This is a genomic window from Bacteroides timonensis, assembly GCF_000513195.1.
GTDB classification, from domain to species: domain Bacteria; phylum Bacteroidota; class Bacteroidia; order Bacteroidales; family Bacteroidaceae; genus Bacteroides; species Bacteroides timonensis.
The window spans coordinates 1-8,425 of sequence record NZ_CBVI010000179.1 but is presented as its reverse complement, the minus strand read 5'-3'; the positions used below and the strand labels follow the sequence as shown (position 1 = coordinate 8,425).

6 protein-coding genes are annotated in these 8,425 nt (G+C 35.1%); 4 read left to right on the top strand and 2 right to left on the bottom strand.

The genetic code is table 11. The features are described from left to right. Positions 1–98 precede the first annotated feature (98 nt). Together BN161_RS27425 and BN161_RS27420 are read right to left on the bottom strand one after the other, a co-directional pair. Positions 99–797 (bottom strand): LytR/AlgR family response regulator transcription factor, encoded by a 699-nt coding sequence (locus BN161_RS27425; protein ID WP_044272387.1) that lies wholly within the window; start codon positions 795–797, stop codon positions 99–101. Position 798: 1 nt separating this feature from the next. Next, the gene (locus BN161_RS27420) at positions 799–1,803 is read right to left on the bottom strand and encodes a sensor histidine kinase (protein ID WP_044272384.1); all 1,005 of its coding nucleotides are present in this window, start codon (positions 1,801–1,803) and stop codon (positions 799–801) included. Between the two features lie 157 nt (positions 1,804–1,960). Here BN161_RS27420 and BN161_RS27415 point away from each other — a divergent pair, with 157 nt between their 5' ends. From BN161_RS27415 to BN161_RS27400, 4 genes are all read left to right on the top strand, one after another. Then, positions 1,961–3,082: an efflux RND transporter periplasmic adaptor subunit gene (locus BN161_RS27415; protein WP_044272381.1), complete on the top strand. Its 1,122-nt coding sequence runs from the start codon at positions 1,961–1,963 to the stop codon at positions 3,080–3,082. A gap of 12 nt (positions 3,083–3,094) precedes the next feature. Then, on the top strand, positions 3,095–6,283 hold the full coding sequence (locus BN161_RS27410; protein WP_044272379.1) for an efflux RND transporter permease subunit: 3,189 nt from the start codon (positions 3,095–3,097) through the stop codon (positions 6,281–6,283). Beyond that, on the top strand, positions 6,280–7,641 hold the full coding sequence (locus BN161_RS27405) for a TolC family protein (protein WP_125910945.1): 1,362 nt from the start codon (positions 6,280–6,282) through the stop codon (positions 7,639–7,641). Before BN161_RS27410 ends, BN161_RS27405 begins: the two co-directional genes overlap by 4 nt. A gap of 105 nt (positions 7,642–7,746) precedes the next feature. Next, positions 7,747–8,425, top strand: a 679-nt coding sequence (locus BN161_RS27400; RefSeq protein WP_044272390.1) for an RteC domain-containing protein, incomplete at its 3' end; no start/stop codon positions are given.

Here is an 8,425-nt window from a genome sequence, read left to right as displayed (position 1 = left end):
TTTGTCCATATGTGAAATAATTATGAATAACTACTTATATATATAACTTGCACCTTGCACTAATCCACGCTTACTGAAATCAAAAAAAATCATCTGCCTTATTTTACCATCACTTTAATAAAATCATCAGCATAAGCACGTCCTATGGGTATTTCGATAGATTTATATGTAAGTACTAAAAATTTCTTTGTAAAACTGGCTATTTTACGAATTGGAACTACATACGACTTATGTACTCTTACAAATTCTTCCTCGGAAAGAAGTTGAATAATCTTTTTCAAATTCATTTGCGACACAACGGGACGAGAACTTGCTTTATATATCTTTATATAATTATCCATTGCTTCAATGTATTGTATATCAGAAACTGCTATTTTCACATTTTGATATTCAACCTTAATAGTAATCTCTTTATCCGATAATGTCGTTTCTTGTACCAATTTTTGCATTTGCAGCAAATCCTTTGCTTTTTGAACGGCTCTTTCAAAACGATTAAATGAAAATGGCTTATGCAGGTAATCAACAGCATTAAGCTCGAAGCCATCAAGTGCAAATTGAGCATAAGCGGTTGTGAAAATTAAGCATGTTTCTTTCGGCAAAGATTTTGCAAGCTCTACACCCGAAATACCATTCATTTCAATATCAAGAAATACGATGTCAGGAACAATTTCAATAACATTATTGATACCTATTATCGGGTCACTATAAACCAACAGTTCAATATTTCCTATTCGTTTACAAAATTGGCTGATAATGGAAAGAGCAACAGGTTCGTCATCAATGGCAATGCATTTCATATTATTTCAACTTGATTGTTAATACCACTTTATAATATTCTTCCGTCTTTGCAATATCCAGTGTATAAGCATTTGGATAAAGTAAATCCAATCGCTTACGACAATTACTAATTCCTATACCCTCTTTAAGGGGCAATAACATCCTCTGTACGGGATTTTCTGTTATTAGAGAAAGAACACCGTCTTTTACTTGTATATCTATTGATATAGTACTGTTTTTATGAGAAGATATGCCATACTTGAAAGCGTTCTCTATAAATGTTATCAATATCATAGGCGCAATCTCTAAAGACGTATCATCTTCCCGATGTGTAAAGCATATATTAGTATGTTCATTTAATCGAAGCAATTGTAAATCTATATATTCTGATATATAGCTAATTTCTTCACCTATTGAAGTTTTGTCTTTTGTACTATTGGAATACATATACCTCAATAATTCAGTAAATTTAACAAATGCTGGTTCTGCTTTCTCGGACTGGGAAATCATCAATCCATAGAGGGTATTCAATGTATTAAATAAAAAATGAGGATTGATTTGTGCCTTATATAATGCCAATTCAGCCTTATTCTTTTCATGTTCAATAGCATGATGAGCCAAAGTTCTCTTATGTAATTCTATGAGAAAGCCTATCATGAAACTGAAACAAGTAATCATAAAGAAAATGAACCATACACTCAATTTTCGTATTCGTCCTATCGCTTTATTATCAAAAGGGTCTGCTAATGGGGAAACATCATGAGAATAAAGAATGAAACAATAAGTAACCATAACAGTGAACAACACCCATAGTGCCACCCAGAAAATTTGTTTCTTTTGGAATAATATAGGTGTGCAAAATCTCCGATTAACGAAATAAATTCCATATAGCCACATGATAATCAGCACCACAAAAAAGGGATTGTCTTGAAACCAATATTCCACTGGCATAAACATAATCATCGCTGGCAGAAGAATAATGCAACATGCAATATCTATGTAATTCAGAATATTTCTATTAATCATATCAGTCAATATTAAGTATACTGCAAAGTTACATAGAATTTATCTGAAAAATAAGAGATTGCGAATCTGTTTACCACTACATTTATGCCGTTTACAACGACATACTTCTCTGATTCATTGCATCCCCCTACTTTTGGGACAAATAAAATTCAAGAATATGAAAGCAAAAAGAGTTTATCGTACCAACGTGTTTGTCTACATGGCAACTACATTAATCTTCGTTTCCATAGCATCATGTAGAAACACGGAAACACAAGAGGTGAAAAAAAACAATTATCAAACGATGGTAATAAAACCGGGTAGTAAGGCATTAGAAACAAATTATGTTTCTGTTATCAGAGGTAAGCAAAACGTAGAAATCCGTCCACAGGTAAGTGGTACAATCACCGAAATTCGCATTAAAGAGGGAGCGACCGTCAGAAAAGGAGAAACTTTGTTCATTATCGACCAAGCTCCTTATTTAGCAGCTCTAAAAACAGCAATAGCCAATGTGAAAAGCGCAGAAGCTAAATTAGCAAATGCCCGGCTTTCTCTTGATAGCAAGACAACCTTACATCAAGAAAATGTAGTTTCTGATTTCGACTTGCAGACAGCCCGTAATGTACTATTGGAAGCAGAAGCTAATTTAGAACAAGCTAAAGCACAACAGAACATTGCCAGAACTAATCTTTCTTATACAGAAATTAAAAGTCCGGTAAACGGAGTTGCAAGTATGATACCTTATCGGGTAGGTGCCTTAGTCAGTAATAATATAGTAGAACCGTTGATTACTGTATCAGATGATGAAGATGTACATGCCTATTTTTCAATGACGGAAAATCAGATATTGGATATTATTCAGCAACAAGGTTCTTTGGATAATCAAATGAACAATGCAACAGAAGTTAAATTTCGACTAAGCAACGGCAGCATATATAATTATTCAGGGCAGATAGATGCTGTAAGTGGTACTATTGATTACAATACTGGGACTGTCAGTATTCGTGCAACATTCCCCAACCCGGATAAATTATTACGCAATGGCGGAACAGGACAAGTAATTCTGACTACAAAGATAAACCATTGTATCGTAATTCCACAAAGTGCCACATACGAAATCCAAAACCGGATATTCGTTTATCGGGTAGTGAAAAATAAAGCTACATCAATAGCTATTGAAGTAGAGAATATAAATAACGGCAAAGAGTATATTGTGACTTCCGGTTTAAAAGAGGGAGATATTATAATTTCCGAAGGAGCCGGATTAGTACATGAAGGTGCAATCATTTCAAATATATAAAATCAGACTATCATGAATTTACAAACATTTATAAATCGCCCGATACTTTCAGGGGTTCTTTCCGTGCTAATCATTATTCTCGGTTTAATCGGACTATATCAATTGCCATTAGAACAATTTCCTGAAATTGCCCCGCCTACTGTCCGTGTATCGGCAACATACACCGGAGCTAATGCAGAAACCGTACAGAAATCGGTTATCGTTCCACTGGAAGAAGCAATCAACGGAGTAGAGAATATCAATTATATGACTTCCACGGCAGCCAATAACGGAACAGCTACTATAACAGTTTATTTTCGTCAGGGAACAGACCCGGATATGGCAACAGTCAATGTTCAAAACCGTATAGCATCCGCACAAGGCGCATTACCTGCCGAAGTTATAAGAACAGGTATTACTGTTCGAAAAAGTCAAAACAGTACGGCTAAAATCATAGCATTATATAGCCCTGACAATTCATACGACCAAAAATTTCTTTACAATTACCTTAAAATAAACATTGAACCACAACTTGCCCGCATCAAAGGCGTGGGAGACATAACCGTATTTGGTTCGGAATATTCTTTGCGCATTTGGTTGAAGCCGGACAAAATGGCACAATATAAGTTAGTCCCGGCTGATATAACGGCTGTATTAGAAGAACAAAATGTAGAAGCTCCAACTGGAACACTGGGAGCTGATACAGACAACACCTTTCAATATGTATTGAAATATCGAGGAAGATATGATAATGAGGAAGATTTTGGAAATCTCGTTATCAAGTCACAATTTAATGGAGACATTTTACGACTTAGAGATGTAGCCAACATAGAATTAGGTTCATTAAGTTATACTGTAAAAAATGAACTATTAGGACATCCCGGTACAAATTGTATGATTGCACAAACTTCGGGTTCAAATGCCAATGAAATTGTAGCAGAGATAGATAAAGTAGTTCAGGAAATATCTACCAATCTGCCACAAGGAATGAAACTGGTAGATTTAATGAGTATAAAAAGTTTCTTGGATGCTTCAATTCAAGATGTTACAAAGACATTATTCGAGGCTATTTTATTAGTAGTTCTTATCGTTTATATTTTCTTGCAAAACTTCCGTTCCACATTTATTCCATCTGTGTCTATCATAGTTTCGTTGATTGGGACATTCGCTTTTCTTTATTTTGCCGGATTTTCACTAAATATGCTGACTTTGTTCGCTTTGGTATTAGTAATCGGAACGGTTGTAGATGATGCAATAGTAGTGGTCGAAGCAGTACAAACAAAATTTGACGAGGGATATAAATCTTCTTATTTGGCTACGATTGAAGCGATGAAAGGTATTAGTTCTGCGTTGATAACAACCTCACTGGTCTTTATGGCTGTATTCATTCCTATCTGCTTCATCAATGGAGCAACGGGAACTTTTTATAAACAATTCGGTTTGACTATGGCAGTAGCGGTTTGTATATCAACCATCAATGCGCTAACATTAAGTCCGGCTCTTTGTGCCTTAATAATGACACCACATAAAGAAAATAGCATAAAAGCAACAATGAGTTTTTCTTCCCGCTTTCATGTCGCATTTGACACGGCTTTTAATCGTATTGTTGTGAAATACAAACAATACATTTTGTTCTTTCTCAAACGTAAATGGCTGGCGGGAGTATCACTTGCTATAGCCGTGTGCGGCTTCTTCTTTCTATTAAGTACAACAAAAACAGGATTAGTACCGGATGAAGATACAGGAACTATCGTTATAGATGTACAAACCGCACCGGGTAACAGTATTAATCAAACAGAGAAAATATTGAAAAAGATAGAGGAACAAATTAAAGATATTCCACAGTTTCAGATATATTCAAAATCTATTGGAATGGGAATGCTTGCGGGACAAGGAGCATCTAACGGCACATTCATTATACGTTTAAAACCTTGGGATAAACGTATAGAAAAAAATGACGATAATAAATCTGTTATAGCCCATGTTTATCAAAGTCTTGAAAAAATAACGGAAGCTAAAATTATGGTTTTTGCACAACCTATTATATCAGGTTATGGTGTAACTAATGGCTTTGAGGTACATATTCAAGACCATAGAGGCGGTTCTGTATCTGATTTATTTAATCACACACAAACATTTATTGCAGCATTGAATGAACGTCCCGAAATAGCAAGAGCACAAACCAATTTTGATGTAAAATTCCCTCAATATTTAGTGGAGGTCGATGCAGCAAGATGTAAACGAAATGGAATTTCTCCATCAGAAGTGTTGAATGCTCTATCAGGATATGTTGGTGGAACATATTCTTCTAACATGAACAAATTCTCCAAACTTTACCGAGTGATGGTGCAGGCATCTCCTGAATACCGTTTAGACAAACAATCTCTAAATAGTATATTTGTTCGTACTGCAAGTGGTGAGATGTCACCAATAAGTGGATATTTAACTTTGACACGAGTATATGGTTCTGAAATTCTCTCACGATTTAATATGTTTTCATCTATTGCAGTCAATGGCGCTCCCGCTAATGGATATAGTTCCGGTCAGGCGATTGAAGCAATCCGAGAGGTTGCTATTCAAACGTTGCCAACTGGTTATGGTTATGAATTTGGAGCGATGACACGTGAGGAAGCAACTACAGAAAATACGTCTGTCTTTATTTTCGGTATTTGCATTGTCTTTATTTACCTTATTCTATGTGCTTTGTATGAAAGTTTATTTATTCCATTGGCAGTTATACTTTCTGTTCCATTCGGATTGGCTGGCAGTTTTCTATTTGCTAAATTATTTGGCTTAGAGAACAATATCTACATGCAAACAGGAGTGATTATGCTAATTGGACTTTTATCTAAAACAGCCATCCTGCTAACTGAATATGCTTCGGAACGAAGACTTCAAGGAATGAATATAACTGAAGCTGCAATGTCTGCCGCAAAAGTTCGTTTACGACCTATTTTAATGACTTCTCTCACAATGATATTTGGATTAATACCAATGGTCTTTGCTTCAGGCGTTGGTTCTAATGGAAGCCGTTCACTCGCCGTGGGAACAATAGGTGGAATGTTGATTGGAACACTCGCTCTGCTGTTTATCGTACCACTATTGTTTGTCTTTTTTCAACATTGTGAAGAAAAATTTCGTCCGATGAAGTCTGGACTTCAAAACAAAGTGCTTACAAAAGTCGAATTAGAGGATTTAAAGAACCATAAAAAAGAAAAATGATGAAAAAGATATTCTTAATAGGCATTACCACATTGTCACTCACTGCTTGTAACATATACAAGCCATATATTCGTCCACAAATACAAACTGAAAAATTGTATGGAATGGAATATTCAGTAAATGATACTTTATCAATGGCATCCTTGTCATGGAAAGAGGTTTTTACAGATACATTTCTGCAAAATCTTATAAAAAGAGCATTACAGAAAAACACTGATATGCAGTCAGCCTTACTTCGTATTGATGAAGCTAAAGCCACGCTAACTGCGGCACGTTTGGCATTTCTACCTTCGTTTGCTTTAGCCCCGCAAGGTAATATTAGTAGCCTTAATAGCAATAAGCCAATACAAACATTCCAATTACCTCTGACTGCCAGTTGGCAATTGGACATATTTGGAAGCAAATATAACGCTAAAAAACAAGCGAATGCTTTATATGCCCAAAGTAAGGATTACGCTCAAGCCGTAAATAGCCAACTAATGGCTAATGTAGCCAATGCTTACTATACATTATTAATGCTTGATAGCCAGCTTGAGATAGCTAAAGCTACCGAAAAGAGTTGGCAGGAAAGCTTAAAATCCACCTATGCATTGAAACTGGCTGGTAAAGTAACCGAAGCTGCCGTAGCACAAACGGAAGCAACTTGCCAGTCAGTTGCAATTTCTATTTTGGATTTAAAAGAACTAATTGCACAAACAGAAAACAGTCTTTGTTTGTTGATGGCAGAAAGTCCCCATCCAATAGAAAGAAGCTGTATAGATGAACAAAAAATGACATCTTTTATTAAGATAGGTGTACCTATGCAGTTATTGACAAACCGCCCTGATGTCAGGATTGCCGAACGTTCATTAGAAAGTGCGCTTTATGCAACCAACCAAGCTCGTACTGCTTTCTACCCTAACATCATATTAAGCGGTAATATGGGGTGGACAAATGCAATAGGAGAGCTAATTGCCAATCCTGAAAAGTTCTTAGTATCTGCAATTGGTTCACTTGTACAACCCTTATTTACCAGTGGACAACTGACCGCACGATTGAAGATAGCAAAGGCTACCCAAGAAAGGGCTACTTTAAATTTCAGGCAATCACTATTAAATGCTGGTACAGAAGTAAACAATGCATTAAGCCAGTTCCAAACGGCATCTGCTAAATTCCAATTGTACGAACAGCAAATAACATCTTTGCAATCTGCTGTACGAAATACCGAACTTTTGATGCAGCACGGAGATATTACCTACTTGGAAGTACTTGCTGCCCGACAATCCCTTTATGATGCAGAATTAAACAAAATTACCAATCAAATGGAACAATTACAAGCGATGGTAAATCTATATCAAGCTCTCGGCGGAAGCCAATAGTGTTCTTTATCAAATTTGCAAACAATACAGAAATATATTATTGCTTTAATAAATATCAAAATATTATATTCACTATTTAAAATAAAGTATGCTTTTTATATTGTCATGAAAGATGAAATAATCAAGATATTATCAGATATTGATTTAGAAATAGATGAAATAGACTTCTATGATAGTGATATTATTGAAGTTTCTCTTTCAATGGTACACCGTTTACAAGCTATAATAACAAATTTAAGAAATAAGCTACAATCGTATATTTTTCCAACAAAAGAAGATGAAATTCTTTTTTTCAAAGAACAAAAGCCCGATATTTTAGGACGGTTACTGTATTTTTATAAAATATATCATATAGAATCCCAATGTCCCAATGGGAGTAACGAAGTCATAAAAAAACATCTCAATAATGAATTGAATAAATTAACGGATTTTTTTAATCAAAATTTAGATTTCTATCAATATTACCGCTCACATTCTACAGTCTATGACGAGTATTATTTTGTACGTGGCAAGACAGATATTCACCTATGTACTGATAGCGCACAATTTGATAAAGACCCAAAATTTTCAACTGGTTATGATTACAAAGTTGCCAAATTACTTGCTAATGAAATGCTAAGAATATATTTGAATAAAAGAATTATAAAATTAGATAATGACAACTACATAAAAGAGAAATGCATAAAATATTCTAAAACTCCAATCAAATTTACTGGTAAGAAGTCCGCTCTAATAGAGATAGGTTACTCACTTGCATCTGTTGGTGATATAAATCATGGTAATT

Excerpts from the sequence above, each read along its gene's own strand:
- BN161_RS27425 (WP_044272387.1), bottom strand. The coding sequence starts at position 797 with ATGAAATGCATTGCCATTGATGACGAACCTGTTGCTCTTTCCATTATC.
- BN161_RS27420 (WP_044272384.1), bottom strand. The coding sequence starts at position 1,803 with ATGATTAATAGAAATATTCTGAATTACATAGATATTGCATGTTGCATT.
- BN161_RS27415 (WP_044272381.1), top strand. The coding sequence starts at position 1,961 with ATGAAAGCAAAAAGAGTTTATCGTACCAACGTGTTTGTCTACATGGCA.
- BN161_RS27410 (WP_044272379.1), top strand. The coding sequence starts at position 3,095 with ATGAATTTACAAACATTTATAAATCGCCCGATACTTTCAGGGGTTCTT.
- BN161_RS27405 (WP_125910945.1), top strand. The coding sequence starts at position 6,280 with ATGATGAAAAAGATATTCTTAATAGGCATTACCACATTGTCACTCACT.